The organism is Deinococcus wulumuqiensis R12, assembly GCF_011067105.1.
Taxonomy (GTDB): domain Bacteria; phylum Deinococcota; class Deinococci; order Deinococcales; family Deinococcaceae; genus Deinococcus; species Deinococcus wulumuqiensis.
On sequence record NZ_CP049357.1, the window covers coordinates 2,366,780 to 2,392,006 of the forward strand.

Here is a 25,227-nt window from a genome sequence, read left to right on the forward strand (position 1 = left end):
AGGATACGGGCCGCCTCCCGCTATCTTCAGGGCATGGACCTTGCGCAAGCCCGCGCCGCCCTGCGAGCCGCCCGCCGCGTCGCCGTGCTGACGGGAGCGGGCATCAGCGCCGAGAGCGGCATTCCGACCTTCCGCGACGCGCAAACTGGGCACTGGGCGCGCTTCCGGCCCGAGGACCTCGCCAGCCCCGGCGCCTACCGCCGCGACCCCGAGCTGGTGTGGGCGTGGTACGCGGGGCGCTACCGCGACGTGCTATCCGCGCAGCCCAACCGGGGCCACGACCTGCTGGCCGAACTGGAGCGGCAAAAGGGCGCCGGGTTTTTTCTGGCGACCCAGAACGTGGACGGCCTGCACGCCCGCGCCGGCAGCGGCAGCGCGGGGGGCAAGCTGGTCGAGCTGCACGGCAACCTCTCGCAGGCCCGCGACGAGCAGACCGGCGAGGTCTTTCCCCTGCCCCACCCGGACGAGTTGACCCTGCCGCCCCTGTCGCCCGGCGGTCAGCCCATGCGCCCGAACATCGTCTGGTTCGGGGAATTTCTGCCCGAAGCGGCGCTGGACGCCGCGCAGCGGGCCTTTGCCGGGGCCGAGGTCGCGCTGGTCATCGGCACGAGCAGCGTGGTGTACCCGGCGGCGGGGCTGGCGCACGAAACGCGGCGGCGCGGCGGCGTGGTCATCGAACTCAACCCGGAAGCCACCGACCTGAGCGCCCACGCCGACCTGAGCCTGCGCGAAACGGCGAGCCGGGGGCTGGAACTGCTGATGGAGCGGGCCTGATACAGTCCTGCGGTGGACTGGCTGAACGACGGATATGGACCGGGGCGGCGGCAGGCAGGGGCCTATGCCTGAACTGTCCGTGCCTGAATTGAGCGACTTCGAGCGCGGCCTGCTGCTGGGCATCCTCATTGGCGAGGGGCATTTCGGCGGCGACGGCAAGCAGCCGCACGTCACGCTGCGGATGCACACCCGGCACCAGCGGCTGTTCGAGACCCTGCTGGACATGCTTCCGGAGTCCAGGCTCTACGGCCCCTACACGCACGGCGGACGCAGCTATTTTCAGTGGATGATGCGCGGTCAGGCCCTGCGCGAGACGCTGGTGCCGCTGCTCGACAGCCTGCCCCTTGAGCAGACCGACGAACACGCCTACGGGCGCTACCAGGACATGAAACAGAGGTACGGACTGTGACACCCGAAGGACTGGCCCTGCTGCGGCGCGGAGCCGAAGAACTGCAACTCGACGTGACGCCCCATGAAGCGCAGTTTGCGCGGCTGCTGGCGCTGCTGCGTTCCGGCAACGAGCGGCTCAACCTCACGGCGCTCAAGACCGAGGAAGACATCGTGCTCAAGCACTTCGTGGACTCGCTGACCACCCTGCGTGGCGGGCACCTCGACGGCGCGTACCGCACGCTCGACCTCGGCACCGGGGCGGGCTTTCCGGCGCTGCCGCTCGCCATCGTGCGCCCCGAACTGGACCTGGTGCCGCTGGATTCCATCCGCAAGAAAATCGACTTCGTGCGCGACACCGCCGCCGAACTGGGGCTGTCTCACGTCACCCCGCAGGTGGGCCGCGCCGAAACGCTGGGCCAGAGCGCCGAGCACCGCGAGCAGTATGACCGGGTGGTCGCCCGCGCCGTGGCCGCGCTGCCGGTGCTGGCCGAGCTGGCGCTGCCGCTGTTGCGGGTGGGCGGCGTGTTCGTGGCACAAAAAGGCCCCCTCAGCGACGAGGAACTGGACGCCGGGCGGCGGGCGGCGGGCGAAGTCGGGGGCAGGGTGATTGAGGTGGACCCCTTTACCCTTCCCGTTTCGGGCGACGCCCGCACCCTGATCGTGCTGGAAAAGCAGCGGCCCACGCCCGCGCGTTACCCCCGGCGCGAGGGCGTGCCGACCCATCAGCCGCTATTCTGGAAAGCGAAGTGACTGGCCCCCGCGACCAGGGAGCCGGAACGTGACAGGAGAGGCATGAAAACCATCGGAGTCGTCAATCAGAAGGGTGGGGTGGGCAAGACCACCACCGCCGTCAACCTGGGGGCCTACCTCGCCGCCGGAGGCCGCCGGGTGCTGGTGGTGGACATGGACCCGCAGGGCAACGCCACGAGCGGCCTGGGGCAGCGCGGCGCCGAGCAGGGCCTGTACGAGGCGCTGGGCGAACCCGCCCGCAACGCCGACTTTACCCTCAGCACCTCGCAAAAGGGCCTGGACGTGCTGCCCGCCACCCCGGACCTCGCGGGGGCAGGCGTGGAACTGGCCGACGACCCCGACGCCCTGGCCCGGCTGCTGGCGAGCGTGCAGGGCTACGACCTCGTGCTGGTGGACGCCCCACCCAGCCTGGGGCCGCTGACGGTGAACGTGCTGGCGGCGGTGGACGCCCTCCTGATTCCCGTGCAGGCCGAGTACTACGCGCTGGAGGGCCTCGCCGGGCTGATGGAGACGGTGGAGCGCGTGCAGGGCGGCCTCAACCCCCGCCTGAAGGTGCTGGGCATCGTGCTGACCATGCTCGACAGCCGCACCAACCTCGCGCAGGACGTGGAAACGATGGTCCGCCAGCATTTCGGCGAACTGGTGTTCTGGTCGGTGGTGCCGCGCAACGTCCGGCTGTCCGAAGCGCCGAGTTTCGGCAAGCCCATCAACGCCTTCGCGCCGCTGTCGAGCGGAGCCGCCGCGTACAAGCGGCTGGCCGAGGAGGTGCTGCAACGTGTCGAAAAAACCTAGCCTGGGCCGGGGCCTCGACGCCCTGCTGAGCAAGAAGGCCGACCCTGCCCGCTCTGAAGGCAGCGGCAGCGGGCCACAGGTGCAGATGCTGCGCACCGACCGCATCGCCCAGGCCGCCTACCAGCCCCGGCAGGTGTTCGAGCCTGAAGCGCTGGCCGAACTCGCCCAGAGCATCCGGGAAAAGGGCGTGCTCCAGCCGCTGCTGGTGCGCCCACGCGGGGACGCCTTCGAAATCGTGGCGGGCGAGCGGCGCTGGCGGGCGTCGCAGCTCGCCGGGCTGACCGAACTGCCCGTGATTATCCGTGACCTCGGGGACCGCGAGGCGCTGGAAATCGCCATCGTGGAAAACCTCCAGCGCGAGGACCTCGGGCCGCTGGAGGAGGCGCGGGCGTACCAGGCCCTGCTCGACCAGGGGCTGAACCAGGAAGGCGTGGCGCAGGCGGTGGGCAAGGGCCGCAGCACCGTGACCAACGCCCTGCGGCTGCTGACCCTGCCCGAACCCGTGCTGCGCGCGCTCGACGACGGCACCATCAGCGCCAGCCATGCCCGCGCCGTCCTGACGCAGCCCGAAGCCGACCGGCTGTGGGCCTTCGAGCAGATTCGCAGCCGGGGGCTGAACGTGCGTGAGGCCGAGGCGCTCCGGCGCGAACGCAGCAGCCGGGCAGCGGACCAGACCGCTCCCATCAAGGTCAACCCGCCCCGCGCCTACCGGCAACTCGAACTCGACCTCAGCCGCCGCACCGGCACCCGCGTCAAAATCACCGGCGAGGACAGGGGCCGCGTGGAACTCAACTACGGCTCCCGCGAGGAGCTCGACCGGATTCTGCAAATCCTGGGTTACGAGGCCGAGGAATAACGTGACCACTCCCCGCTCTAAAGAGCGAGGCTTCTCAGGCGACGGCATACGACACCTCGTTACCGTTCACGCCTGAAGGCAAGGCCCTTGCCAGGATGTTCTTCGCCGCGTTCCAATCAGCATGGTCTTCATGTCCGCAGGAAACGCACTTGAACACCTCGTTGTTGCGGTTTTCCCGGCAGGTGTGTCCGCACGCATGGCAGCGTTGCGAAGTGTACTGAGGGGGAACCCGCACCACCACGCGGCCAGCACTCTCAGCCTTACCGCGCAGGATGTCGAAGAATGCACTCCACCCGACATCGGAGATGGAGCGGGAGAGGTTCGACTGCACCATGTTGCTGACCTTCAGGCCTTCGTGAGCAATCAGGTCGTGTTCGTTGACCAGCTTCCGGGCGGTCTTGTGGTGGAAGTCCTGCCTTGAGCGACGAATTTTCCGGTGCGTCTTGGCGACCTGCAAAGCGGCCTTTCGACGGCGGTTCCCGCCCCTCTTGCGACGGGACACGGTGCGCTGCTGGACGCGCAGCTTCTTCAACGCGTTCCCCAGATGCCGGGGGTTGTGGACGAATTCACCGTCTGATGTGATGGCGAAGTACCGCGTCCCCACGTCCACGCCTACGGCACTTCCCGTTACGGGGAGGGGATTCACGGGAACCTCGCAGGTATACACGGCGTACCACTCGCCGCAGTCGTGGACGATTTGCAGGGTCTTGGGCGTCCCCTCCAGCGGACGGTGAAACTTGCACTTCACCGCGCCGATTTTGGGGATGTTGATACGCCGCCCCTCGTCTACGGGCTTCCCAGGGCTGAGCCACTGACCCTTCTTCCTATCCCACACCTCCTTGAACCTGAAAGAGTTCCAGCGTTGCCGGGGTTTGAACCTCGGAAACCCAGCCTTGTCGCCACGCTTCACGCGGGCAAAGAAGCCCTTGTACGCCTTGTCCAGTCTGTCCAGCGCGTCTTGCAGGACATGGCTGTAGACCGCGTTGAACTCTGGGCATTCCGCTTTCAGGGCGGTGAGTTCCTTCTGCTGGTCGTAGGCCGTAACCGTTTTACCCTGCTTGCGGTAGGCCGCAATCCGCTGTTCAAGGCCCGCGTTGTACAGCGTGCGAGTGAGGCGCAATGTCTCAAACATGGCGACCTCTTGAGGTTTGGTGGGGTACAGCCGATAGCGGTACACCCGGATTTGGGTGATATTCTCTTGCATGCTTGACGGCCTCTATCCGTCTTGCCACGCTCCCGGTGGTTCCAGCCACGCGGGGGCATTGCTCTGTAAGTATACAACAGAACACGGGGCTTTGGCTTGGCATCCCTGCGGGATGCGTGCCGCTTGACCCCGCACTGAAGTACGGGGCATGCGCGTCACCTTTTATCATTCCGCTTTGGGATACGACTGTCCCTGGGCTAATCTTCTGGAAGTGGCTGAGTCGCTCAGTGGCTGAGTCTCTCAAAGCCGCTTGAAGGATTTTCTGGAGCACTGCCCTATGCTCCCTTTCGCCAGCTGCACGGGTGGGCATGTGGGCGACGCGACGCACCCTCAGGAAAACGCCCACGATATGGGCCTTCGAGGGGAGACCACTCTCCAATCCGTCCGGCCCAGACACTCTGAATCTGCTTCCTCAAGCCTATCCAAAAGGGGTCCACCATGAATTCCACCTCATCCCCGACCATCGCCGTCACCGCCGCCACCGGGAAGCTCGGTCAGCTCGTCGTTTCGTCGTTGCTGGAACGCGGTGTGCCTGCCGACCACATCGTCGCCATCGTCCGGAATCCCGCCAAGGCGCAGGGTCTGTTCGCGCCCGGCGTGCAGATTCGTCAGGCCGACTACAACTCGCCGGAAGGCTGGGACAGGGCACTGGCGGGGGTGCAGCGGCTGTTGCTGATTTCGTCGAGCGACCTGAATGACCGCGCGGACCAGCACCGCACGGTGATCGAGGAGGCCAGCGCAGCGGGCGTGGAACTGCTCGCCTACACCAGCCTGCTCAAGGCCGACACGGCCCGGATGTCCCTGGCCGCCGACCATCAGGCCACCGAGAAATTGCTGACCGAAAGCGGCGTGCCGTTCGTCCTTCTGCGGAACGGCTGGTATCTGGAAAACTACGATCTGGCGCAGGCATTGCAGACCGGAAGTGTCCTGGGAGCCGCCGGAACGGGCCGCATCAGCGCCGCCTCCCGCAAGGACCTGGCCGAGGCCGCTGCCGCCGCACTGACCCGTGACGGACAGGCCGGAAAGGTGTACGAACTGGCGGGCGACGAAGCGTTCAGCCTGTCCGAACTGGCTGCCGAACTGTCGAAGCAGAGCGGCAAGGACGTGCAATACCGCAATTTCGCGCCCGAAGACTATCAGCGCACCCTGGAAGGCTTCGGGTTGCCTGCGCCTGTCGCGCAGATGCTCGTTTCCTCGGACGAAGGGGTGGCGCGGGGCGAACTGGAACTGCCCAACAGCGACCTGCGCGAACTGATTGGAAGGCCCAGCACCAGCCTGAAAGAAGCTGTCGCCTCTCAACTCGCCGGGCAGCAGGCTTGAGCTCGAGGTGATGCAGAAGACACCTCTCGGCAAGAACGGCCCGCTGGCCTCATACGGATTCCGCTTCATTCCTGCACAGTCGGGAAAGCGCCGCCTGTGCATCCATATCGCGGAATCCGTATTTTTTCCTACTCGCATCCGCTCTGCTGCGCAGCTTTGCAAGTCGGATTGAATCTGAAACGACCAGATTCAATCGGAATCCGTATCACGTCTGGCCCCCGGCTCCCACGGCAACACGCACAGTCCCGAAAGCGACGCCGAACTGATCGCCACCCTTCACACGGTTTCAAATTAAGGAAAGGGGGAGAGGCCGCACCATCGCCTCTCCCTCTCTACACTTCGCCCTCTGCTATTTCTTCGTCCCCACCCGGAAAATGTTCGGCCAGGGGCGGTACACGCTGCGCAGGGTGTCCTGCTTGAAGGTCTTGCCGCCGCGCACGAAGCGGCGCGTGACCTCGATGGTGGCGCCCGGCGCGGCCCAGTCCACCTGCTTGCGCTGCCCGGCGGGAAGCGAAGCGTCGTAGATGACGCGGTCTTTGGGTGGGGCCACGGTCTTGAGCGTCTTCGGCGTGCCCACCTCCACCCGGTAATCGCGGGCCTGACCGAAGGCGGTGATGCTCAGGGTGGCTTCCTGGTCGTCCCACTCGGTCTGGAACCAGATGGCGCCGCCGGTGTCGTTGCCGAACTTCAGGTCGAGTTGCGGCTGGTAGATGGTGGCGTCGAGGCCCTGCGGGTCGTAATAAAAGACCTGGTACGAGTGGTTCTGGCGCTGCACGACCTTCAGCCCCGCGCCGTAGAGCGTGCGGAAGACGGTGGTGCTGACCTGACAGATGCCGCCGCCCACGCCGCTCGCCGTCTGGTCGCCCGCGATGACGAGGCCGGGCACGTAGCCGTTGCGCTCGCTGACCGGGCCGATGAACTTGTTGAAGGAAAACACGTCGCTCTCGAACAGCCGGTCCTTGAAGTTCCGGGCGCCGACATGGATGTTCTTGACGCGCTCGGGGCTGCTGCCGTAGTAGCTGGTAAAGCCGGTTGCCAGGAACGTGGTGATCCCGCGCGAAGCGAAGAAATCGAGCGTGCGCTGCGGCGCGACCTGTCCGGTGACGACCACGTCGGCGCTCACGCCGCGCGGGTCACGCAGGGCCTTTTGCACGGCGGCGCGGGTGGCCTGCGCGTCCACCTTCAGGCCGTTGTGCTGCACGGCGGCCCACTGCCCGTCGCCTTGCTGCTCGAAGCGGGCGTCACGCGGAGCGGCGAGCGACTTGAGGAAGGTGTCGAGGTCGGCTTGCAGACTGACCGTCACCTCGCCGCGCTGACGCAGCTGGGCGGCCCGCTCGCCCGGAATGGTCAGGGTGCGCAGCTGCGGCACCGTCGTCTTTTTGCCCGCCACCAGCGCCGGAACATTGACCCGCGCCTGAATCAGCAGGGGAGCGCGCAGGGGGCTGGGCGTGGGGGCAGGGGAGAGGCGGGACGAAACGGGCGGCCTGGGCGTCTGGACCTTCTGGGGCTGCTCTTTGGGGGATTGATCTTTCGGAAGCTGAGGCGCGGGCGTTTGAGGCTGCTGCGGTGCCGGGCTTGCAGGCGCGGGCGCCGTGACCGGAGCGGGAACCGGAGCCGGAGCGGGCACAGGAACCGGCTGAGGTGCAGGCGGCAGAGCCGGAATCCCGGTCTGGGCCTGAGCGACCCCCAGGCTTCCCAGCAACAGCAGACCGCACAGCGACGGGGCAAAGGCGAGCTTGGTCATCGGCTGGAGTATCCCACGGCCCCCGGGCAGCGGCATGAGCACAGGGGCTTTCAGGCCGCAGAGGTGGGGAGCCGTCCATTTTTTTCAAAGCGGAATCAATTGCCGTTCCCGCTGGCCGACGTGCCGGCCTCATCTGCACCGGATTTCTGCTGGCCGGACTTCTGCTGACTGGACTCCTGCTGACTGGTGCCCCCGGTGGCCGGGTCCGCCGCCGTGACCCGCTCGACGACCAGACTGACGTTGACGGCTTCGAGGGCCTGCACTCCGGCAGGCAGCCTGAGCGTGACCGGCACGGTGGAACTGCCGACCCGGTAGTCCACCTGCCCGCTGACCTCGCGCAGGCGCCCGAGCAGCTCGGGGGCCGCGACCACCCGGACGGTGCGTGGTTGCAGGGTCTGAGACACGATCCGCAGACCTGCCGGGGGCGGAGCGAGCACCACCGGCAACGCCTTGACCGGCAGGGTGCCGGTGTCCAGCCGCTGCACCGAGACGCTGGCGGGGCGCAGCGTGACCTGTTCGACCACCCGGCCCTGGCTGTCGAGCGCGATCAGCGGGGCCTCACGCTTCTCGCCGGGGGCCAGCGAAAGCGGACTGGTGACCACCCGCGTCACCTGGTTCAGCACCCGGCTCGGGGCGGTGGCCTGCACCTCGCCGGGCTTGACCTCGAAGCGCGGCAGGCTGTCCTCGGCGGGGGCCGCCACCCCCAGCGTGACGGTCAGGGTGCGGCTGAGCGCGCTGTCCACGAAGCCCTGCACCCGCTCGGGCGTCTGCTTGCTCAGCACCGTGTTGCTCGGCGCCACGATCTGCACGGGGCGGTTGAAGCTGCCCTCGGGAACTCCGGTCACGTCGAGCAGGGCCTCGATGTTGCTCGCCCGCAGTTCGTTCAGGCGCTCGGGCCGCCCGGTGAGGGTCACGCGCACCGTTTCAGGGTTGAGGTCGCTGACGGCGCGGCGTTCGTTGGTGCTTGCCGCCCCGGTGGTGTCGCGCACCGTGATCGGCACGTCGTAACTCTGCTGCACCTGTGCCCGCTGGTCGCCGGTGCTCAGCAGCCACAGCGCCACCGCTGCCCCCAGCGACAGCAGCTTGGGGCCGAGGTTGTGCCGCAGCCGCCGCCAGCCGTAGGCCGGACTCAGCCAGCGGGTCAGGAACCGGGCGCCGGGCACAGGGGCCTTTTCGTTTCTGCTCACGCCCGGCCCTCTGCCGCCGCAGGCACCGCAACCGCAGCGCTGGGCAAGTCACCGCGTTCGTAGACGAGTTCGCGCAGTTGCTCGCGCAGTTCGGTGGGGGTCAGGTCCGGTCCCAGGCGCCCGTTCAGGGCAATGCGCATGCTGCCACGCTCCTCGCTCACGATGAGCACCACCGCGTCGGTGACTTCGGACAGCCCGATGGCGGCGCGGTGCCGGGTGCCGTAGCGCCGGTAGGTGCCGTCGCTCGCCTGCAAGGGAAACAGGCACCCGGCGGCCACCACGCGGGCGCCCTGCACGATAACCCCGCCGTCGTGCAGCGGGGCGTTGCGGGCAAACAGCGCTTCCAGAAACGGCACGCTCACCACGGCGTCGAGCGGCACCCCGGTGGCGGCGTATTCGCCCAGCGGCGTGCGGCGCTCGATGGCGACCAGGGCGCCGGTCTTGCGCTCGGCGAGGCGTTCCAGGGCGCGGGCGAGGTCCTGAAGCGCCGCGCCGTCGCGTTCGGCAGCGCCGCGTGGTCGCCCGACCCGCTCCAGCGCCGCCCGCAGTTCGGGCTGAAACAGCACCACCAGCGCGAACAGGCCCACCGTTCCCGCCCGGCCCAGCAGGTCGGTCAGCGTGACCAGCCCCAGCAGCCGCGCCGCCACCCACACCCCGGCGAACACCATGATGCCGCGCACCACGTTCACCGCCCGCGTGCCGGCCACCAGCTTGTAGCCGTGATACAGCAGGGCGGCGACCAGCAAAATATCGAGCAGGTCGCGCAGGGTGACGCCGATCAGGTTCAGGCTGGAGAGGCTAGGCAGGTCAGACAACGGCGGCAGGCTCCTTTCGGAATCCCGCCCGCAGGGCGCCGCAGGCGGGGCCGGTCCACTATAGGCGTCCACAGCGTGAAGCGGCTGAGACTGAAGGGGTTCCTCAAGCGGCCCGCGGCTCCCCCATACTGAAAAGCCACAGGAGGACTTTTATGCTCAAGATTCGTTTTCTCGGCCACAGCACTTTTCTTCTCGACGACGGCCAGCACCGCCTGCTGATCGACCCGTTTATCGAGGGCAACCCCCAGTGCCCGGTCACGCTGACCGAGGCCCTGGGCTGGCAGCCGAGCGCCGTGCTCGTCAGCCACGCGCACGGCGACCACTGGGGCAATGCCCTGGACTTCGGCAAGGCGGGCGTGCCCATCGTCGCCACCGCCGAAATCGCCGGGTACGCCGGGGCACACGGCGCCACGAACGCGGTCGGCATGAACATCGGCGGCACCTACCGCGCCGACTGGGGCAGCGTGACGCTGACGCCCGCGTGGCATTCGAGTTCTTTCCCAGACGGCACCTACGGCGGGATGCCCACCGGACTGGTCATCGAGTTCGGCGGCCAGCGGCTGTATTTCGCGGGCGACACCGCGCTGTTTTCCGATATGCGCCTGATCGGGGACCGGGGGCTGGACCTCGCCTTTTTGCCCATCGGCGACCACTACACCATGGGGCCGGAAGAAGCCGCCCGCACGCTGGAGCTGCTGCGCCCGCGCGTCGCCATTCCCATGCACTACGGCACCTTTCCGGTGCTGACGGGTGACCCGCAGGTCTTCCGCGCCGGGGCCGAGCGGCAGGGCGTGGAGGCCCGCGTCCTGCAACCGGGCGACACGACCGAGCTGTAAAGCGCACACGCTGACCCTGTCACCCGGCTTCAGGGGGCAGGGTCAGGTGCGTCAGCCCTTTTTCTGCGCCGCCAGCTTCACGTACCCCTTGATCAGGTGGACGATCACCGGGTTGTGGGTGTGGACCCCGTGCGCCTCGCCGCTTTCGCCCTCGGGAATGAAATGCCCGATCAGCGCCGCTTCGGTGTCGCGGGCGAGCAAAAAGGCCCGCTGCCCCGGCGCGGCGATGGGAGGCAGGTCGGCGAGGTCGGCCCGCATCAGCTCCACGCCACGCGGGGTCAGGCGTTCGAGTCGCTCGGCCAGCGTCTGCTCCCCGGCCAGATAAACGCAGCGCCGGGCGTTGAGAATCATGTCCTCGGCCAGACTGCGAATCGCCGCCTCGCCGTTGAGGTGGTAGACCGCCTCGGGCGCCGGGTCGGGGGCGAGGCGCGAGAGGTCGCGGTCCAGGGCGGCGAGCCGGTCATCGAACGACCGCCGCGAACGCGAGAGGTACTCGCGGGCAGAAAGCGGCGCGTATTCCAGCGGGTTCTGACCCACCTTGGCGGCCAGTCCCCGGCCCTCCAGACGCTCGAGCGTTTCGTAGATCTTGGGCCGGGGAATACTCGCCTGACGCGCCACCCGCGCCGGAACCGCGCGTCCCAGGGCCAGCAGCGCCGTGTAGGCCCTGGCCTCGTATTCGGTCAGCCCCAGCGCTTGCAGGTGAATGACGGCACTCATCAGCTTTTCAGCATAAGCGATGTCGCGGCATCGGGGGCCAAACGCCTCAACTTGCACCCGGTCCAAGCCGTCGCCAGCCCTCCACCTGCGCCCGAATCAGCGGCCCACTCAGTTCCCCGACGGGCGGCAAAGCGTCCGGGGCAAACCACGCGGCGCCGTGACGTTCGGTGAGGTCGAGGGCAAATTCGCCGCTGACATCCCCAGCCCGGAACAGCACCGAAATGTTGTCTATGACGTCGCCGTTCAGGTAGGTGAAGCGGTACTCGGCCCCGGCGAACATTTCCAGCGGAATCAGACTCGCCGCCCGCAGGCCCGTTTTCTCTCGCAGCTCCCGCGCCGCGCATTCCGCGAACGATTCGCCGGGTTCGAGGCTGCCACCGGGCAGCGTCCAGCGTCCCGTACCCGCGTGTTTCAGCAGCAGCACCTCGCCGCGCTCGTTCGTCACTGCCACGTTTGCGCCAGGGGTCATGAGGGGCCGGGAACCGACCAACGCCCGCAGCTCGCGCAGCCAATGGCCGGGAGGCGGGGGCGGCGGCACGTCCAGCCGGGGCAACGGCGGCAGCCCGCGCCGTGCCCGCAGCACGTTCATGCTCTCGCGGTTGATGTTGCTGCTCAGCGGCGGCAACCCGTCCAGCGCGAACCAGCGCAGCTCCAGCGTCTCGCCGCTGTCGTCGGGGCAGGCGCTGTCCAGGGCGGCGGCGGGCACCGTGCCTTCGGTTCGCAGGCCGACCAGATACACCTCGTCGCCATTCGGGTAGCGGTGCCAGAACTCCGGCCCGCCCACCAGGCCGGTGTCCAGCGGCAGCAGGCGCAGGTTCGGGCAGCGCAGCCCGGTTTCCTCGAGCAGTTCGCGGTGCGCGGCACTCAGAAAGTCTTCGCCGGGTTCCAGCCCGCCGCCGATGACGCCCCACCCCCCGTCGTCGCCCCGGCGCTGCAGCAGAACGCGGCCCGCCCCGTCTTGCAGCAGCACACTCACGCCCACCGCAGGCAGCGCACGCTGGCCCCACACGGCGCGAAGTTCGGACAGGGAGGACATGGCGCCCACTGTAGCTGCCCGGTCATGACGTTGAGCATGGCTTAAGGAAGAAAATCTTGTCCTGGACAGCAAAAACTAAGCCAACATTAGAACAGGCTTATTATGCTAAAAACATAATCTATGCTAGAATATCTGTATGAAGAACGCTCCGCTGACCCTCAATTTCGGCTCCGTTCGGCTGCCTGTCAGCGCGGACGGTTTCCTCCACGCCCCCACCGCCCGGCAGCAACTCGGTCTCACCCAGAGCTGGGAAGCTGCCCTGGTCGAACACGGCCTGCCCGAGACGTACCGCGACTTCGGTGCTGGCCCCGAGGCCGCCGTCAGCGTGCCCGATTTCGTGGCCCTGGCGTTTGCCCTCGACACCCCCGAGGCCCGGCGCTGGCACAGGCGGGCACGGGACCTGCTGGCCCGCGCCATGCAGGGAGACGTGCGCCTCGCCGCGCAGATTGCCGAGCGCAACCCCGAACCCGGCGCCCGGCGCTGGCTGGCGGCCCGACTGGAAAGCACCGGCGCCCGGCGCGAACTGCTCGCCACTGTCGCTCGGCACGGCGGCGAGGGCCGGGTGTACGGACAACTCGGCAGCATCAGCAACCGCACCGTGCTCGGCAAGGACAGCGCCTCGGTGCGGCAGGAACGCGGCGTCAAGGCCACCCGTGACGGCCTGACCAGCGCCGAACTGCTGCGAATGGCCTACATCGACACCGTGACCGCCCGCGCCATTCAGGAGCGCGAGGCGCGGGGCAACGCCGCCATCCTGCACCTGCACGAACAGGTCGCCCGCAGCGAGCGCCAGAGCTGGGAGCAGGCCGGGCAGGTGCGGCGCGTGGGGTGAGGCGGACGCTGTAGGGGGTCTTCAGCCCCCCGCCTCCTGTCCGCTTCACCCCGTCTGCTACCCTGACCCTGATGCGGGGAAAACGCCCCCGCCGACGGGGGAGGGGGAGCACTATCTCACAGGAAATCTGGACCGACGTCCTCGCTTACGTGCGCAAAAACGTCTCCGATCTGGAGTACACGACCTGGTTCGCCCCGGTCAAACCGCTGGGCGTGCAGCAAGGTTCGCTGCTGCTGGGCGTGCGCAACTCCTTTACCAAGGACTGGTTCCGGGACCATTACCTCGAACTGCTGCTCGCCGCGCTGCGTTCCCTGGGCGCCGAGCAGCCGCAGGTCGAGTTTCAGGTGCTCCCCGCCGCGCAGGACGCCCTGCTGCTGCCCAACGACCCGCCGCCCGCGCCGGAACCGTCTGCGGCGGCGCCCAGACCCAAACCCGCGCCCAGTTCCCCGGCCAGTCATCCCGGCGACAACCGCAAGACGCTCAACCCCAAATACACCTTCGAGAACTTCGTGGTCGGTCCGAACAACAACCTCGCGCACGCGGCGGCGCTGGCGGTGGCCGAGTCGCCCGGCAAGGCGTACAACCCGCTGTTCATCTACGGGGACGTGGGCCTGGGCAAGACCCACCTGATGCACGCGGTGGGGCACTACCTCGCCGAGCGCTTTCCTGACAAGCGCATCGAGTACGTCTCCACCGAGACCTTTACCAACGAACTGATCAACGCCATCCGCGACGACAAGACCACGCAGTTTCGCAACCGTTACCGCTCGGTGGACCTGCTGCTGGTGGACGACATCCAGTTTCTGGCGGGCAAGGAGCGCACCCAGGAAGAGTTCTTCCATACCTTCAACGCGCTCTACGAGAGCAACAAGCAGATCATCCTGAGTTCCGACCGCCCGCCCAAGGACATCCAGACGCTCGAAGGCCGCCTGCGCAGCCGCTTCGAGTGGGGGCTGATCACCGACATCCAGTCGCCCGAGTACGAGACCCGCGTGGCGATTCTGAAAATGAACGCCGAGCAGGGCCGCATCACCATTCCGCAGGAAGTACTCGAACTCATCGCCCGGCAGGTGACGAGCAACATCCGCGAGCTGGAGGGGGCGCTGATGCGAGTGGTGGCCTTCGCCAGCCTCAACAACGTGCCCTTTTCGCGGGCGGTGGCGGCCAAAGCCCTGAGCAACGTGTTCGCTCCCCAGGAAGCCAAAGTCGAGATGACCGACGTGCTGCGTCAGGTGGCCGCCCAGTACGGCACCACCCCCGACCTGATTCGCGGCTCGGGCCGCGCCCGCGACATCGTGGTGCCCCGGCAGGTCGCGCAGTACCTCATCCGCGAGCTGACCGGGCACTCGCTGCCCGAAATCGGCCAGTTTTTCGGGCGCGACCATTCCACCGTCATGCACGCCGTGAGCAAAATCACCGACCAGATGGGCAAAGACCCCGAACTGGCCGCTACGGTCACGGCTCTGCGCAACCGCATCCAGGGCAAGGAAGAGGAGGAAGAAGTCGGGGCGTAAGGTTGCCGGGCAAAGAGGGGCGAAGGGCCCCTTTTTTGGGCCAGTTTGGTATGCTGGGAAAAGAATGAGATGCCGGAAGTATGCAGATTATGTTCCCAAAAGTTAGGTGATAGGCTGAAACGTTCCAAAATCCCGTTCCAAATGGCGGTGAAACTTTTCACTTTCTGTGGAAAAACCTGTGGATATCCTGTGGATAAGTGCCAAAATCCTGTGGATAAAATTGTGGATAACTTGCCCCTAAAAAGTGCCTGTGGATAACCCCCCAAGTTATCCACAGCTTATCCACAGGTTTTGAGGGTTTTCCACACCCTGTCTGTGGAAAACTTTTTGGCTCTGGGACGGTGTTCAGCCGAGTTTTCCACAGTATCCACAGGACCTACTACTGCTACTACTGTTTTTAGTCTTTTAAAAAGACAGTTAACAGATAGGCTGGGCGACCTTGGATCTTTTGCAGAACGTTCTGGAAACTTCCAAAAAGGACAGGTCGAGGTGAACTTCCCCAAAGCGGGGGAGGGGGCCAGCCGTTCTTCAGGTTCCAGACCGGAGCCTCACAGCAATTTCATGTCCAGCACGAAGTTTTCCCCAGGTGTGGATAAGTTCTGTGGATAAGTGCGGCGTGGCCGCAGAAATCCACCTCCGCAAGGGCTGGTGCTGAAAAAGCCGTCCCCAACGCAATTTCTCCCCCTGAACTCCGGTGGGCAAACGGCGTAGAATGACCGGTGATGAAAGCCAATGTCACCAAAAAGACCCTGAACGAGGGCCTGGGCCTGCTCGAACGCGTGATCCCGAACCGTTCGAGCAATCCGCTGCTGACGGCGCTGAAGGTCGAGGCGTCGGAGGGTGGCCTGACGCTAAGCGGCACCAACCTGGAAATCGACCTGTCGTGCTTCGTGCCTGCCGAGGTGCAGCAGCCCGAAAACTTCGTGGTGCCCGCGCACCTGTTCGCGCAGATTGTCCGCAACCTCGGCGGCGAACTCGTCGAACTCGAACTGGCCGGTCAGGAACTCTCGGTGCGCTCGGGCGGCTCGGATTTCAAGCTCCAGACCGGTGACATCGGGGCGTACCCGCCGCTTTCTTTCCCCGCGCAGGCCGACGTGAGCCTGGAAGGCGGGGAACTTGCCCGCGCCTTTTCCAGCGTGCGCTACGCGGCCAGCAACGAGGCGTTTCAGGCGGTGTTCCGCGGCATCAAGCTTGAGCACCACGGCGAAAGCGCCCGCGTGGTGGCCTCCGACGGCTACCGGGTCGCCATCCGTGACTTTCCGGCGAGCGGCGACGGCAAAAACCTGATTATTCCGGCCCGCAGCGTGGACGAACTGATTCGCGTGCTCAAGGACGGCGAGGCGCGGTTTACCTACGGCGACGGCATGCTGACCGTGACCACCGACCGGGTGAAAATGAACCTCAAGTTGCTCGACGGTGACTTTCCCGACTACGAGCGGGTGATTCCCAAGGAAATCAAGCTGCAGGTCACGCTGCCGGCTACCGCGCTCAAGGAAGCCGTCAACCGTGTGGCGGTGCTGGCCGACAAGAATGCCAACAACCGCGTCGAGTTCCTGGTTTCGGAAGGTACCCTGCGCCTCGCCGCCGAGGGTGATTATGGCCGCGCCCAGGACACCCTGAGCGTCACGCAGGGCGGCACCGAACAGGCGATGAGCCTCGCCTTCAACGCCCGGCACGTCCTCGACGCCCTCGGCCCGATTGACGGAGACGCCGAGCTGCTGTTTTCCGGGTCCACCAGTCCCGCCATTTTCCGCGCCGTGGGTGGGGGAAGCGGGTACATGGCGGTCATGGTCACGCTGCGCGTTTAAGGGGCCTTCTGAGGCCGTTACGGGGCATGTGCGGCTGCGGTGGGGATCCAGGGTTTCGGGGCACGGCGCCCTTCGCCCGGACAGGACATCGCCCTGACTGCGGCCCCGTATAGTGTCCAAGCTACGCCCACCCGTTTCTGCAAGGGGAGCGGGGGGCATCTGCCGCCCACGTTCTCAACCCATTTCGCCCTGGAGGTCAAGGATCATGAACATCGAGAAAGTCATCGCCCGTGAAGTGCTGGACTCGCGCGGAAACCCCACTGTCGAAGCCGAAGTCCACCTCGACAGCGGCTTCTCGGGCCGCGCCATCGTGCCCTCGGGGGCGAGCACCGGCAGCCACGAGGCCCTCGAACTGCGCGACGGCGGCGAGCGCTACCTGGGCAAGGGTGTGGAACGCGCCGTGCAGAACGTGCGCGAGGCCCTCGGCCCGGCCCTGATTGGCCTCGACGCCAGCGAACAGGCGGCCATCGACAAGGCCCTGATGGACGTGGACGGCACACCCAACAAGGGCAAGATGGGCGGCAACGCGATTCTGGCCGTGAGCCTGGCGACCGCCCGCGCCGCCGCCGCTGAACTCGATATTCCGCTCTACCGCTACCTCGGCGGCTCCAACGCGAGGACCCTGCCGGTCCCGATGATGAACGTCATCAACGGGGGCGCCCACGCCGACAACAGCGTGGACTTTCAGGAATTCATGGTGATGCCGGTCGGTGCGCCCAGCTTCCGCGAAGCCCTGCGCTACGGGACCGAAACCTTCCACCACCTGAAAAAAGTGCTCAGCGCCCGCGGCTACAACACCAACGTGGGTGACGAGGGCGGCTTCGCGCCGGACCTGAAGAGCAACGAAGAAGCCCTCGAAGTGCTGCTCGAAGCCATTCAGAAGGCGGGCTACGAACCCGGCAAAGACATCTGCATCGCGCTCGACCCCGCCGTGACCGAGCTGTACAAGGACGGCAAGTACCACCTCGAAGGCGAAGGCCGCGTGCTGACCACCGACGAAATGATCGACTTCTGGGCCGACTGGACCAGCCGTTACCCCATCGTGAGCATCGAAGACGGTCTGGCCGAAGACGACTGGGACGGCTGGGAACGCCTGACCGCCCGGCTCGGTGACAAGGTGCAGCTGGTGGGGGACGACCTCTTCGTGACCAGCCCCGAGCGTCTGCAACAGGGCATCGACCGCAAGGTGGGCAACGCGATTCTGGTCAAGGTCAACCAGATCGGCAGCCTGACCGAGAGCATGGACGCCATCGAACTCGCCAAGCGCCACCACTACGGCACCATCATCAGCCACCGCTCGGGCGAGTCGGAAGACGCGTTCATCGCCGACCTCGCCGTGGCGACCAACGCCGGGCAGATCAAGACCGGCTCGGCCAGCCGCTCGGACCGCATCGCCAAGTACAACCAGCTGCTGCGCATCGAAGACCAGCTGGGTGACCGCGCCGTGTTCCTGGGACGCAAGGCGCTGCGCTAGAGCAGTTCTCCGAATGACGTGATGCGCGGAACCGGCACCCCGCATCACTCCATTCTCTCCTCCGGAGCTTTGCAAGTCCGCCCTGCTCCGTGTTTTGCACTCGCTCTCTGCGAGCTGTCCCAGTCCGCTCGCCAAAAAGACGTTGCGTCTTTTTGGCAAATGCTCTAAAGGCTCCGGGCCGTGGGCCATGAGCCGTGAGGTTTTTCCGCATCGCTCATGGCCCACAGCTCATGGCTCCCTGGAACTGCTTCCATCCCCTGTGCCGTCCCCCCCCTTCGACTGGAGACTCCATGAAACACTTTGACCGCGCCACCAAGATCGTGGCGACTGTTGGCCCAGCAAGCCGTAGCCCCGAGGTGCTCGGGCGCATGATCGACGCGGGCCTGAACGTGGTTCGCCTCAACTTCAGCCACGGCGACCCCGAGGACCACCGCCAGACGGTGCAGATGGTGCGCGACCTCGCCGCCAGCAAAGGCGTGACCATCGGCATTTTGCAGGACCTGCAAGGCCCCAAGATTCGCGTGGGGCGCTTCGCGGAGGGCGCGGTGACGCTCACCCCCGGCCAGAAGTTCGTCATCACGATGGACGATGTGGAAGGAAGCGCCGAGCGCGTGGGCAGCACCTACAAGGGCCTGGCCGCCGACGTGACGCCGGGGATGACGCTGCTGCTCGACGACGGCAACATGAGCCTGCGGGTCGAGCACGTGCGCGGCAGCGAAATTCAGACGACCGTCCTGATCGGCGGCGTGCTGAAAAACAACAAGGGCATCAACGTGCCCGAGGCCGACCTCACCGTGCCTGCCCTCTCGGAAAAGGACGTGCAGGACATGGAATTCGGCGCCACCCTCGGCGTGGACTGGGTGGCCCTGAGTTTCGTGCGCTCGCGCGACGACCTGCTGCTCGCCCGGCATTATCTCGCCCGCTTCGGCTCCCGCGCCAAGCTGATGGCGAAAATCGAGAAGCCGCAGGCGGTGGACCGCTTCGACGACATCCTGAAGGAAGTGGACGGCGTGATGGTGGCGCGTGGCGACCTCGGGGTAGAAATGCGCCCCGAACAGGTGCCCACCATCCAGAAACGCATCATCCGCATGTGCCGTGAAGCGGGCAAGCCGGTGATTACCGCGACCCAGATGCTCGAGAGCATGATCAACCTGCCCCGCCCCACCCGCGCCGAGGCGTCGGACGTGGCCAACGCCATCTACGACGGCACCGACGCCGTGATGCTCTCGGCCGAGTCGGCCGCCGGGCAGTACCCGGTGGAGTCGGTCGCCATGATGGACCGCATCGCCCGCGAGGCCGAGGCCAGCGAGCATTACCAGCTCATGCAGCGCCAACTGGTGCTCGACACCGAGCAGGCCCAGGACGCCATCGCCCAGGCGGCGTGCAATATCGGCGCCAAGCTGGACGCTCCGGCCATCGTCGCCTTCACCAGCACCGGCGGCGCGGCCACCCGCATTTCCAAGAACCGTCCGCCCGTCGCCATCATCGCGCTGACGCCCAACGAAATCACCCGCAACCAGCTGGCGCTGTCGTGGGGCGTGTTCCCCATGCTCAGCGAGGACCCCGAGGACACCGACGACATGGTGCGCATCGCCAACGACGAGCTGAAAAAGAGCGGCCTGGCCGATGTGGGCGACCGCTACGTGATTACGGCGGGCGTGCCCTTCGGCGTGCGCGGAACCACCAACATGCTGCGCGTGGAGAAACTGAAGGCCGAGGACCTGTCCGACCGGGTCTGATACGGATTCCGATTGAATCTGGTCGTTTCAGATTCAATCCGACTTGCAAAGCTGCGCAGCAGAGCGGATGCGAGTAGGAAAAAATACGGATTCTGCGATATGGATGCACAGGCGGCGCTTTCCCGACTGTGCAGGAGTTAAGCGGAATCCGTATGAGCGGCCCAGGCTGACGTTTCGCCCCCAGCGAAGTCCTGCCCACCACGCGATTGTGATGGGCAGGTCAGCTTTTTTATCCACAGGGACGCACTTTTTGCACAGCCGTCCTGTGGATAAGCCTTTTTCCGGGCGCGAAAAAAAGGTGTGGTGGACAGACAAAGTCGCGGGCGAGTGCCGGGTGCGGCAGCCTGTGCATAACTTCCGGGTGACCGCAATTTCGCACAGGCCGTAACAGCATGAGGGTCAGCTTTCCAGCAGCAGCCGGGCGAACTTGTCCTTGCCCTTCTGAACGACCACGCCGCCCGCCAGTTGCTCGCGGGTGAGCTGGCCCTGCGGGTCGGTGAACGCCTCGCCGTTCAGCTTCAGGCCCCGGTTCTGCATCAGCTTGCGGGCGGCGCCGTTGCTGGGTTCCAGGCCCGCCAGCACGACCAGCTTGGCCAGTGCGACACTGCCCTGCTCGCCGAGTTCGCCGACCGGCACGCGCACCTCGGGGATGTTGTCGGGAATGCCACCCTTCGCCACCGAGCGGAAGCGCTCCTCGGCGGCGTCGAGGTCGGCGCCTGGGTGAAACGAGCGCACGACTTCGCGGGCGAGTTCGCGGTGCGCGGCCACCGGGTGCCCGGCGAGCAGCTCGGCAATCCGCTCGGCGCCGAGGTCGGTCAGCAGGGTGAAGTAGTTTTCCAGCAAGGGGTCGGGCACCTTCATCAGCCCGGCGAACATGGCGTGCGGCGCGTCGGTCAGGCCGATGTAGTTGTCCAGGCTCTTGGACATCTTCTCGGTGCCGTCGAGGCCCACCAGCAGCGGCAGGGTCATGACCACCTGCGCTTCCTGGTCGTAGTCGCGTTGCAGGGCGCGGCCCACGAGGTTGTTGAACAGCTGGTCGGTGCCGCCGAGTTCCACGTCTGCCCGGAGGGCCACCGAGTCGTAGCCCTGGGTGAGCGGGTAGAGCAGTTCGTGCATGGAAATGGGCGTGCCCGCGCTCAGGCGCTTGCTGAAGTCGTCACGCTCCAGAATGCGGGCGACCGTGTACTTGGCCGCCAGCCCGATGATGTCCTTGTAGCCGAGTTGTTCGAGCCATTCGGAGTTGTAGCGGATTTCCAGCACCTCGGGTTCCTGGCGCAGAATCAGGCGGCACTGGGCGAGGTAGCTCTCGGCGTTGGCGCGGGCCTCATCCAGGCTCAGCGGCGGGCGGGTCTTGGACTTGCCGGTGGGGTCGCCGATGGTCGCCGTGAAGTCGCCGATAAGCATGATGACCTTGTGCCCGAGGTCCTGAAACTGCCGCATCTTGCGCAGAATCACGGCGTGACCGAGGTGCAGGTCCGGGCGGGTGGGGTCGGCGCCGAGTTTGACGCGCAGGGGCTGGCCTGTTTCCTGCCCCCTGGCAATCTTGCGGCGCAGGTCGTCTTCGGACACGAGGTCCACCACGCCACGCTTGAGAATCTGAATCTGTTCGTCTACGGGCACGTTTCTGCGGATTTCGGACATGTTCACTCCAAAGAAAAGCGGCGCATCTGCTGTCTGCAAATGCGCCGCTGTCGGGGGATTTCAGGCTGTGTTCGACCTTTCCACCTGGCGGCGGAACGGATATGCACGTCGGGTCGAACGCCTCATGGGAGCGAGGATAGCAAATCACCGCACGGGCGGCTTGACGGTGCTGGCTGGCTCGGCGGGCGGCACCGTTATCCCGTCGGGTAGCCGGGTGTCGGCGTCGGTCGTGGCCCCGGCCAGCATCGCGGAGGTCAGGCCCTTGACCTGCGTCAAATCCGCGCCGCTGAGGTCAGCCCCCTGAAACTGTGCCCCGGTCAGGTCGGCTTCCTGAAAGGTCGCCCGCGTCAGGTTGGCCCCCCGGAAATCGACGCCGCGCAGGGTGGCCTGCCTGAACGGGACTCCGGTCAGGTTCGCCCCCTCCAGCAGGCTGCCGCTGAGGTCGCTGCGGGCGAAGACCAGCCCGGTCAGGTCGGTGCTGCTTTCCATCAGGTTGCGGGCGCTGATGCGGCCCAGGTCTACGTTGTTCACGTTGCCCCGGTACTGCAGCGCCGAAAGGACGGCGCGGACTTCCTCGGTGGGGGGGGCCGTGACCACTGGCTTTGTGCGGCCTTCCTCGGTCACGGGCGAGTGAACGCGCAGGTAGGTGGCGAGCAGCCGCACGGCGTTTTCGCGCCGCTCGCTGCTGGTCTGCGCCACCTGCCCCAGCAGCGCGATGCCGCCGACCCGGGTGGTCAGGTCGTCGCCCGCCAGCAGCTCCACCGCGCTCTGAAACCGCTCGGACGCCTGCGCGTCGCGGTACTGCTGCTGCGACTGCAGGCTACCGAACACGGCCACCGTCGCGGTCGCCAGCGTCGCCAGAAGCGGGACGGCGTCCATGAACGCCTTGAACCGCCCGCTTTTTTCGTGCTCACGAACGCGCTCGGTGCGCTCCTGCTCCTGCTCGGTGCGTTCCTGTTCGATGGCGAGGCGGGGGTCGGTCATGGCCCATGATCGCCGATCCGCCGCCAGGTCTGAAACGTCAGGTCGTAACGGTTTTTCTCGTCGGCAGGCCGGAACTGTTCGGCCGTGAGTTCCCATTCCGGCCCGATTTCGGGAAAAAAGGTGTCCCCGTCCAGCTCCGCGTGAATCAGCGTCAGTTCCAGCCGGGTCAGCCGGTCCCAGTACAGCCGGTAGATTTCCTCGCCGCCGATGATGGCGATTTCGGGCGCGTTCCCGGCCAGGTTCAGGGCTTCTTCGGGCGAATGGGCGACGGTGGCTCCGGGGGCCTGGAAGCCAGGGTTGCGGGTCAGGACGATATTCTCCCGTTCCCTGAGCGGCTGCCCGCCCAGCGAGTCCCACACCTTGCGTCCCATGATGTTGGGCTTGCCCCGGCTCAGGCGCCTGAAGTGCGCGAAGTCGGCGGGCAGGTGCCAGGGCATCCCGCCGTCCCTGCCGATGACCCGGTTTTCGGTCTGCGCGGCGATGGCGATGAGTTGGGGGTTACTGGGCATGGCTCACCTCCATCTGAACGACTTCCAGACCGCCTTCGACCATTTCACGAATCCCGGTCGGGTCGCGGTAGCCTTCGCCGTAGACGACACGCGTGACTGGGACATTCAAAATCAGCGCGGCGCAGATGGGGCAGGGGGCGTGTGTCACATAAATTGTGTAGGTTTTGCCGCCCTGCCACGAAGCGCGGGCCAGCGCGTTCATTTCGGCGTGGGCACAGCCCGATTGCCCAGGCTCCAGCGAAAGGGGTTCGTTGGGTCGGCCCCGGCCCCGTCCGTTGATGCCGATGGCAATCACCGAGCCGTTTTCCTGGTCTACGACAACCGCCCCCACTTGCAGGCGCGGGTCATGCGAATGCTGAGACGCCAGCCGCGCCATTTCCAGATAGGTCTTGTCCCAGGCACGTTGTTTTTCACTGGTCATAACGGCACCTCCAGCCTTTGTGCTGTTTTCTGCGTCCCCGCGCCACTTCAACCAGCGAAGGAGCGTTCAGGCCCCGCGTTTTGCAGAAGGCCAGCAGGTTGTCGCAGTTGTATTCTTCGCCCCCTGCGTCGGTCAAAATGGAGTGCTTTACATTTCTGTTGCCTCGCACGGGTGGCAAAAGTTCAACCTGTTCGCCTGCCGCCTGCCAGCGAATGACCCAGCCCGCATGGTGGGTTTGTCGTCCTGCGGCGACGCCACGCAAACCGTGTTCGTCCAGGCCGTGCTGACGGGCAAACGCGGCCAGATTACGGCCCTCCAGCCTGACCCCTTGCGGTGAAAGTGCGGCAAATCTTTTGGCTTGCCTGGGTTCGGTGGGACGGCTGGGGAGGGGATAACTGCGATGCTTGCGCTTGGCTTGCCCCGTTTTGGAAGGGGTGATGACCTCGCAAAGCCAACCCCGGTATGGCTGGAGCCGTGCGCCCCGTGCCAGAGCCGTCATCTGTGTGACGGAAAGCCCTTCGGAGCGGCAAAACTGGGTGATGCCGCGCACTTCCAGCACTTCTCCGCTTGGCCGAGTCACCCGGTAGACGCCGGAATTGCGCTGCTTGACGGCCTCGCGCTGGGCCGGGTCCTCGAAACGCCGTCGCTGCGCTTCCCGGTGTCGCTCGGCAAATGCCGGATTTCCATACGCCGCCAGCACCCGCTGACGCATGGCGGCGACCACTTCGGGGCGATGCTTGGTGCCGCGTGGACTGCTGGCCGTTGGAGAAGAGTTGTACTTGCGGCGTGTGCTGTCAAGATGGTGCTGCTCGCGTTCCAGCAGCTGTTCTGCGGGACAGGTTTCCAGGACAGTCCACTCGAAAGCTTGCGCCCCGTATTTGTTCCAGGCGCGTTGCAGGTGAGCGCAGTGGTGGTTGCCGTCTTTCAATTGTTTGCGGTGCAGCCGCCAACGCGCCGCAATGTTGAGCGCGCTGCCTATGTACTGCCGGTCGCTCTCAAGGTGGTGTATGGCATAAATGCCTCCACTCACACCGCCACCTCCGCCTTGATGCCGGGGTGGGGGTCGTACCCCTCCAGCGTGAAGTCCTCGTACCTGAACTCGAAAATGTCTTTGACGGCGGGATTGAGGTGCATTTTCGGCAGGGGCCGAGGCTCGCGCCCCAGTTGCTTTTCCACCTGCGCCATGTGGTTGCTGTAGATGTGGCAGTCGCCCCCCGTCCAGATGAATTCGCCGGGTTCGAGGTCGCAGACCTGGGCGACCATCAGGGTGAGCAGTGCGTAGGACGCGATATTGAAGGGGACGCCAAGAAAGCTGTCGGCTGAACGCTGGTAAAGCTGGCAACTGAGTTTGCCGTCTGCCACGTAGAACTGAAACAGGAGGTGGCAAGGCGGCAAGGCCATATCGTCAAGCTGCGCCACGTTCCAGGCACTCACAATCAGGCGCCTCGAATCGGGGTTCGTTTTGATTTGCTCGATGACCTGCGAAACCTGGTCGATGTGACCGCTGCCCGCATCCGGCCAGCTGCGCCACTGCACGCCGTAGATCGGGCCAAGTTCGCCGCCTTCACGCGCCCATTCGTCCCAGATGGTCACGCCGCGCTCCTGAAGCCACCCCACGTTGCTCTCGCCTCGCAGGAACCACAGCAGTTCATAGATGACCGATTTGAGGTGAACGCGCTTGGTCGTGACCAGCGGAAAGCCTTCGGAGAGGTCGAAGCGCATCTGATAGCCGAACACCGAGCGGGTGCCGGTGCCGGTGCGGTCGGCCTTGTTGGTGCCGTGCTCCATGATGTGCTGAAGATAATTGAGGTATGGCCTCATACGGGCAGTAGAGCAGAAGCAAATGAAAAGCACCCGGCCACCAGGACCGGGTACTTGCAGAGG

General features: G+C 66.0%; 24 protein-coding genes. 12 read left to right on the top strand and 12 right to left on the bottom strand.

What is annotated here, in order from left to right:
* Nucleotides 1-33: 33 nt before the first annotated feature.
* The 5 genes from G6R31_RS11505 to parB all read left to right on the top strand — a co-directional run bounded on the left by G6R31_RS11505 (nucleotide 34) and on the right by parB (nucleotide 3,562).
* Nucleotides 34-774: an SIR2 family NAD-dependent protein deacylase gene (locus G6R31_RS11505; protein ID WP_017871145.1), complete on the top strand. Its 741-nt coding sequence runs from the start codon at nucleotides 34-36 to the stop codon at nucleotides 772-774.
* 64 nt (nucleotides 775-838) lie between these two features.
* Complete coding sequence (locus G6R31_RS11510) at nucleotides 839-1,183, top strand: hypothetical protein (protein ID WP_029732709.1); 345 nt, start codon at nucleotides 839-841, stop codon at nucleotides 1,181-1,183.
* Entirely contained in the window at nucleotides 1,180-1,914 is a 735-nt protein-coding gene (gene rsmG / locus G6R31_RS11515) for a 16S rRNA (guanine(527)-N(7))-methyltransferase RsmG (protein ID WP_017871143.1), read from the top strand. Before G6R31_RS11510 ends, rsmG begins: the two co-directional genes overlap by 4 nt.
* A gap of 42 nt (nucleotides 1,915-1,956) precedes the next feature.
* Nucleotides 1,957-2,706, top strand: coding sequence for a ParA family protein (locus G6R31_RS11520; protein WP_017871142.1), 750 nt, complete (start codon nucleotides 1,957-1,959; stop codon nucleotides 2,704-2,706).
* Nucleotides 2,690-3,562, top strand: a complete 873-nt coding sequence (gene parB, locus G6R31_RS11525; RefSeq protein WP_017871141.1) for a ParB/RepB/Spo0J family partition protein ParB — start codon at nucleotides 2,690-2,692, stop codon at nucleotides 3,560-3,562. Before G6R31_RS11520 ends, parB begins: the two co-directional genes overlap by 17 nt.
* Before the next feature lie 34 nt (nucleotides 3,563-3,596).
* On the opposite strand, the gene G6R31_RS11530 is transcribed toward parB, so the two are convergent.
* Nucleotides 3,597-4,766, bottom strand: a complete 1,170-nt coding sequence (locus tag G6R31_RS11530) for an RNA-guided endonuclease InsQ/TnpB family protein (protein WP_029732710.1) — start codon at nucleotides 4,764-4,766, stop codon at nucleotides 3,597-3,599.
* 438 nt (nucleotides 4,767-5,204) lie between these two features.
* On the opposite strand from G6R31_RS11530, the gene G6R31_RS11535 reads away from it, so the two are divergent.
* Nucleotides 5,205-6,086, top strand: a complete 882-nt coding sequence (locus tag G6R31_RS11535; protein ID WP_017870324.1) for an SDR family oxidoreductase — start codon at nucleotides 5,205-5,207, stop codon at nucleotides 6,084-6,086.
* Between the two features lie 349 nt (nucleotides 6,087-6,435).
* On the opposite strand, the gene G6R31_RS11540 is transcribed toward G6R31_RS11535, so the two are convergent.
* The 3 genes from G6R31_RS11540 to cdaA form a co-directional block, all read right to left on the bottom strand.
* Nucleotides 6,436-7,830, bottom strand: coding sequence for a VanW family protein (locus tag G6R31_RS11540; protein WP_025567466.1), 1,395 nt, complete (start codon nucleotides 7,828-7,830; stop codon nucleotides 6,436-6,438).
* Between the two features lie 95 nt (nucleotides 7,831-7,925).
* A complete protein-coding gene (locus tag G6R31_RS11545) occupies nucleotides 7,926-9,017 on the bottom strand; it encodes a CdaR family protein (protein WP_017870326.1) in 1,092 nt (363 codons plus the stop codon).
* Nucleotides 9,014-9,832 (bottom strand): diadenylate cyclase CdaA, encoded by an 819-nt coding sequence (gene cdaA, locus G6R31_RS11550; protein WP_017870327.1) that lies wholly within the window; start codon nucleotides 9,830-9,832, stop codon nucleotides 9,014-9,016. The genes G6R31_RS11545 and cdaA overlap by 4 nt, the downstream gene beginning before the upstream one ends.
* A 152-nt stretch (nucleotides 9,833-9,984) precedes the next feature.
* Between cdaA and G6R31_RS11555 the strand changes: the two genes are divergently transcribed.
* Entirely contained in the window at nucleotides 9,985-10,668 is a 684-nt protein-coding gene (locus G6R31_RS11555) for a metal-dependent hydrolase (RefSeq protein WP_017870328.1), read from the top strand.
* Between the two features lie 51 nt (nucleotides 10,669-10,719).
* On the opposite strand, the gene G6R31_RS11560 is transcribed toward G6R31_RS11555, so the two are convergent.
* Together G6R31_RS11560 and G6R31_RS11565 are read right to left on the bottom strand one after the other, a co-directional pair.
* Nucleotides 10,720-11,385, bottom strand: coding sequence for a TrmB family transcriptional regulator (locus tag G6R31_RS11560; protein WP_017870329.1), 666 nt, complete (start codon nucleotides 11,383-11,385; stop codon nucleotides 10,720-10,722).
* Nucleotides 11,386-11,431: 46 nt separating this feature from the next.
* Nucleotides 11,432-12,421 (bottom strand): NUDIX domain-containing protein, encoded by a 990-nt coding sequence (locus tag G6R31_RS11565; RefSeq protein ID WP_017870330.1) that lies wholly within the window; start codon nucleotides 12,419-12,421, stop codon nucleotides 11,432-11,434.
* Between the two features lie 136 nt (nucleotides 12,422-12,557).
* Between G6R31_RS11565 and ddrC the strand changes: the two genes are divergently transcribed.
* The 5 genes from ddrC to pyk all read left to right on the top strand — a co-directional run bounded on the left by ddrC (nucleotide 12,558) and on the right by pyk (nucleotide 19,788).
* The gene (ddrC, locus tag G6R31_RS11570) at nucleotides 12,558-13,253 is read left to right on the top strand and encodes a DNA damage response protein DdrC (RefSeq protein ID WP_017870331.1); all 696 of its coding nucleotides are present in this window, start codon (nucleotides 12,558-12,560) and stop codon (nucleotides 13,251-13,253) included.
* A 113-nt stretch (nucleotides 13,254-13,366) separates the two neighbouring features.
* On the top strand, nucleotides 13,367-14,767 hold the full coding sequence (dnaA, locus tag G6R31_RS11575; RefSeq protein ID WP_025567472.1) for a chromosomal replication initiator protein DnaA: 1,401 nt from the start codon (nucleotides 13,367-13,369) through the stop codon (nucleotides 14,765-14,767).
* 722 nt (nucleotides 14,768-15,489) lie between these two features.
* Nucleotides 15,490-16,575 carry a DNA polymerase III subunit beta gene (dnaN, locus tag G6R31_RS11580; RefSeq protein WP_017870333.1) on the top strand — a complete coding sequence of 362 codons (1,086 nt, stop codon included), beginning with the start codon at nucleotides 15,490-15,492 and terminating at the stop codon, nucleotides 16,573-16,575.
* 205 nt (nucleotides 16,576-16,780) lie between these two features.
* On the top strand, nucleotides 16,781-18,049 hold the full coding sequence (gene eno, locus G6R31_RS11585; RefSeq protein ID WP_017870334.1) for a phosphopyruvate hydratase: 1,269 nt from the start codon (nucleotides 16,781-16,783) through the stop codon (nucleotides 18,047-18,049).
* A gap of 290 nt (nucleotides 18,050-18,339) precedes the next feature.
* Nucleotides 18,340-19,788 (top strand): pyruvate kinase, encoded by a 1,449-nt coding sequence (pyk, locus tag G6R31_RS11590; protein WP_017870335.1) that lies wholly within the window; start codon nucleotides 18,340-18,342, stop codon nucleotides 19,786-19,788.
* Between the two features lie 399 nt (nucleotides 19,789-20,187).
* On the opposite strand, the gene tyrS is transcribed toward pyk, so the two are convergent.
* From tyrS to G6R31_RS11620, 6 genes are all read right to left on the bottom strand, one after another.
* Nucleotides 20,188-21,429, bottom strand: a complete 1,242-nt coding sequence (gene tyrS, locus G6R31_RS11595) for a tyrosine--tRNA ligase (protein ID WP_017870336.1) — start codon at nucleotides 21,427-21,429, stop codon at nucleotides 20,188-20,190.
* 144 nt (nucleotides 21,430-21,573) lie between these two features.
* The gene (locus G6R31_RS11600; RefSeq protein ID WP_017870337.1) at nucleotides 21,574-22,413 is read right to left on the bottom strand and encodes a pentapeptide repeat-containing protein; all 840 of its coding nucleotides are present in this window, start codon (nucleotides 22,411-22,413) and stop codon (nucleotides 21,574-21,576) included.
* Complete coding sequence (locus G6R31_RS11605; RefSeq protein ID WP_017870338.1) at nucleotides 22,410-22,922, bottom strand: dihydrofolate reductase; 513 nt, start codon at nucleotides 22,920-22,922, stop codon at nucleotides 22,410-22,412. Before G6R31_RS11605 ends, G6R31_RS11600 begins: the two co-directional genes overlap by 4 nt.
* The gene (locus tag G6R31_RS11610; protein WP_017870339.1) at nucleotides 22,912-23,343 is read right to left on the bottom strand and encodes a deoxycytidylate deaminase; all 432 of its coding nucleotides are present in this window, start codon (nucleotides 23,341-23,343) and stop codon (nucleotides 22,912-22,914) included. The genes G6R31_RS11605 and G6R31_RS11610 overlap by 11 nt, the downstream gene beginning before the upstream one ends.
* Nucleotides 23,333-24,373: a GIY-YIG nuclease family protein gene (locus G6R31_RS11615; protein ID WP_025566790.1), complete on the bottom strand. Its 1,041-nt coding sequence runs from the start codon at nucleotides 24,371-24,373 to the stop codon at nucleotides 23,333-23,335. The genes G6R31_RS11610 and G6R31_RS11615 overlap by 11 nt, the downstream gene beginning before the upstream one ends.
* A complete protein-coding gene (locus G6R31_RS11620; protein WP_017870341.1) occupies nucleotides 24,370-25,164 on the bottom strand; it encodes a thymidylate synthase in 795 nt (264 codons plus the stop codon). Before G6R31_RS11620 ends, G6R31_RS11615 begins: the two co-directional genes overlap by 4 nt.
* Between the last annotated feature and the right edge of the window lie 63 nt (nucleotides 25,165-25,227).

Excerpts from the sequence above, each read along its gene's own strand:
- G6R31_RS11505 (WP_017871145.1), top strand. The coding sequence starts at position 34 with ATGGACCTTGCGCAAGCCCGCGCCGCCCTGCGAGCCGCCCGCCGCGTC.
- G6R31_RS11510 (WP_029732709.1), top strand. The coding sequence starts at position 839 with ATGCCTGAACTGTCCGTGCCTGAATTGAGCGACTTCGAGCGCGGCCTG.
- G6R31_RS11520 (WP_017871142.1), top strand. The coding sequence starts at position 1,957 with ATGAAAACCATCGGAGTCGTCAATCAGAAGGGTGGGGTGGGCAAGACC.
- G6R31_RS11530 (WP_029732710.1), bottom strand. The coding sequence starts at position 4,766 with ATGCAAGAGAATATCACCCAAATCCGGGTGTACCGCTATCGGCTGTAC.
- G6R31_RS11535 (WP_017870324.1), top strand. The coding sequence starts at position 5,205 with ATGAATTCCACCTCATCCCCGACCATCGCCGTCACCGCCGCCACCGGG.
- G6R31_RS11540 (WP_025567466.1), bottom strand. The coding sequence starts at position 7,830 with ATGACCAAGCTCGCCTTTGCCCCGTCGCTGTGCGGTCTGCTGTTGCTG.
- G6R31_RS11555 (WP_017870328.1), top strand. The coding sequence starts at position 9,985 with ATGCTCAAGATTCGTTTTCTCGGCCACAGCACTTTTCTTCTCGACGAC.
- G6R31_RS11560 (WP_017870329.1), bottom strand. The coding sequence starts at position 11,385 with ATGAGTGCCGTCATTCACCTGCAAGCGCTGGGGCTGACCGAATACGAG.
- G6R31_RS11565 (WP_017870330.1), bottom strand. The coding sequence starts at position 12,421 with ATGTCCTCCCTGTCCGAACTTCGCGCCGTGTGGGGCCAGCGTGCGCTG.
- ddrC (WP_017870331.1), top strand. The coding sequence starts at position 12,558 with ATGAAGAACGCTCCGCTGACCCTCAATTTCGGCTCCGTTCGGCTGCCT.
- dnaN (WP_017870333.1), top strand. The coding sequence starts at position 15,490 with ATGAAAGCCAATGTCACCAAAAAGACCCTGAACGAGGGCCTGGGCCTG.
- eno (WP_017870334.1), top strand. The coding sequence starts at position 16,781 with ATGAACATCGAGAAAGTCATCGCCCGTGAAGTGCTGGACTCGCGCGGA.
- pyk (WP_017870335.1), top strand. The coding sequence starts at position 18,340 with ATGAAACACTTTGACCGCGCCACCAAGATCGTGGCGACTGTTGGCCCA.
- tyrS (WP_017870336.1), bottom strand. The coding sequence starts at position 21,429 with ATGTCCGAAATCCGCAGAAACGTGCCCGTAGACGAACAGATTCAGATT.
- G6R31_RS11600 (WP_017870337.1), bottom strand. The coding sequence starts at position 22,413 with ATGACCGACCCCCGCCTCGCCATCGAACAGGAACGCACCGAGCAGGAG.
- G6R31_RS11605 (WP_017870338.1), bottom strand. The coding sequence starts at position 22,922 with ATGCCCAGTAACCCCCAACTCATCGCCATCGCCGCGCAGACCGAAAAC.
- G6R31_RS11610 (WP_017870339.1), bottom strand. The coding sequence starts at position 23,343 with ATGACCAGTGAAAAACAACGTGCCTGGGACAAGACCTATCTGGAAATG.
- G6R31_RS11620 (WP_017870341.1), bottom strand. The coding sequence starts at position 25,164 with ATGAGGCCATACCTCAATTATCTTCAGCACATCATGGAGCACGGCACC.